Annotated in this window: 1 protein-coding gene; it reads left to right on the top strand. The window is 39.9% G+C overall.

Features of this window, described 5'->3' with window-relative positions; genetic code table 11:
- Positions 1-298 (top strand): anaerobic ribonucleoside-triphosphate reductase (nrdD, locus tag ACSG5Z_RS30815; protein WP_435712853.1); only part of this gene is annotated, 298 nt, incomplete at both ends.

Genomic DNA, 298 nt, shown 5'->3' with positions numbered 1-298 from the left:
GGGCATATGAGACAACCGCCGGATATTAAAAGTGCATTGGCTCTTTCGTCTATTATTTTTCAGGCGAATCAAAATATGCAGCACGGTGGTCAATCATTTGCACTCTTTGATTTTGATTTAGCTCCATATGTGAGAAAAACAGTAGCGAGACATAAGAAACGATTACAGTCATATCCGCTTACGAAAGAACAAATAGAAGAAGTTGCATGGAAAGAAACAGAAAATGATACGTATCAGGCGTGTGAAGCTTTCGTTCATAATTCAAATAGTATGCACAGTAGGGGCGGGGGACAAGTAC

Origin of the sequence: Bacillus pretiosus (assembly GCF_051294775.1) — a bacterium.
GTDB lineage: Bacteria > Bacillota > Bacilli > Bacillales > Bacillaceae_G > Bacillus_A > Bacillus_A wiedmannii.
The sequence above is the reverse complement of the archived record's forward strand: the minus strand, read 5'-3'. Positions and strand labels throughout refer to the sequence as shown.